The sequence below is a fragment of the Mycobacterium sp. 1245111.1 genome (assembly GCF_001673405.1).
In the GTDB taxonomy this organism is placed as follows: Bacteria; Actinomycetota; Actinomycetes; order Mycobacteriales; family Mycobacteriaceae; genus Mycobacterium.
The window spans coordinates 1-1,729 of record NZ_LZLV01000084.1 but is presented as its reverse complement, the minus strand read 5'-3'; the positions used below and the strand labels follow the sequence as shown (position 1 = coordinate 1,729).

Below are 1,729 nucleotides of genomic sequence, written 5' to 3'. Positions count from 1 at the left end.
CGGCCGATCCGCAGCTACTTCTACTGGGAGAAGCACTGCTACGACATCCCGATCTGTTTTTCGTTCCGGTCCATCTTCGACGCGGTCGACGGCATTGACGAGATCGACGACAAGTTCCAGATACTGATCAACGACTTCAGTCAGCTGGATGCGCTGATGCCCCAGTTGCTCACGGACTTCCCGCCGATGATCGACAGCATGGAGAACATGCGGACGATGATGCTGACGATGCACAGCACCATGTCCGGGATCTTCAATCAGATGGACGACATGAGCTCCAATGCGAATGCGATGGGTCACGCGTTCGACCAGGCCAAGAACGACGATTCGTTCTATCTGCCGCCAGAAGTGTTCCAGAACAAGGACTTCAAGCGCGCGTTGAACAACTTCTTCTCGCCGGACGGCAAGGCGGTGCGGCTGATCATCTCGCACCGTGGCGATCCCGCCACCCCCGAGGGCATCAGCCACATCGCGCCGATCAAGAAAGCCGTGCACGAGGCGATCAAGGGCACGCCCTGGGAGGGCGCCAAGGTCTATCTCGGCGGCACAGCCGCGACCTATAAGGACATGCACGACGGCTCCAACATCGACCTGTTGATCGCCGGGATTGCGGCGGCCACCTTGATTTTCGTCATCATGCTGGTGATCACCCGAAGCGTGGTGGCGGCCGTCGTGATTGTCGGCACGGTGCTGCTCTCGCTGGGCGCGTCGTTCGGGCTCTCGGTACTGCTCTGGCAGTACATCCTCGGCATGAACCTGCACTGGATGGTCTTGGCAATGGCGATCATCCTGCTGCTGGCGGTCGGCTCGGACTACAACCTGCTCTTGATATCCCGGTTCAAAGAAGAGATCCACGCCGGGCTCAAGACGGGCACGATCCGCGCGATGGCCGGTTCCGGGTCGGTGGTGACCTCGGCCGGGCTGGTGTTCGCCGCCACCATGGCCACGTTCGCCTTCAGCCCGTTGAAGGTGATGGGTCAGGTCGGTACGACGATCGCGCTGGGTCTGCTGTTCGACACCCTGATCGTCCGGTCTTTCATGACGCCGTCGCTGGCCACACTGCTCGGACGTTGGTTCTGGTGGCCGCAACATGTCCGCCCACGACCGGCCAGCGTGATGCTGCGACCCACCGGGCCGCGCCCGGCCGTGCGGTCGCTGCTCGGCACGAGCTTCGGCGAACCCCAGGACGCCCCCACCGGGCCGTTGCCGAAATCGACTGCCTGACAGGCTTATTCGGTTTCCACGCACCGAGATCGACGTTAAGCAGCGAAAGGAAAGTGCGAGAGCGCGCCAGCACAACGTCGATCTCGATGTGAAAGAAGGCAATCGCCGTGCACATGCAGCCAGCGAATCAGCTTGCCGCGCAGGGTGACTAGACCTTCTGCACAACTCCGGCTTCGGTCTCGTCTTCGACGTCGCGGTGAATCAGCTCGCGCACAGCGGGACGCGGCCCGTATGGTCGCAGCATCACGCTGGCCGGTCGTGGGCGGACATGTTGCGGCCACCAGAACCAGCGCCCCAGAAGCGAGGCGATGGACGGCGTCATGAACGAGCGCACCACCAACGTGTCGAACAGCAGGCCGAGACCGATGGTGGTGCCCACCTGGCCGATGATGCGCAGGTCGCTGACCACCATTGAGGCCATCGTGAACGCGAACACCAGACCGGCGTTGGTCACCACCTTGCCGGTGCTGCCCATCGCGCGGATGATCCCGGTCTTCAGCCCGGC

At 62.5% G+C, this 1,729-nt stretch carries 2 protein-coding genes; one reads left to right on the top strand and one right to left on the bottom strand.

Features of this window, described 5'->3' with window-relative positions; all coding sequences use genetic code 11:
* Positions 1–1,224: MMPL family transporter (locus A5658_RS12240; RefSeq protein ID WP_156751413.1), on the top strand; the 1,224-nt coding region annotated here is incomplete at its 5' end.
* A gap of 148 nt (positions 1,225–1,372) precedes the next feature.
* On the opposite strand, the gene A5658_RS12235 is transcribed toward A5658_RS12240, so the two are convergent.
* Positions 1,373–1,729 (bottom strand): MMPL family transporter (locus tag A5658_RS12235; protein WP_156751412.1); only part of this gene is annotated, 357 nt, incomplete at its 5' end.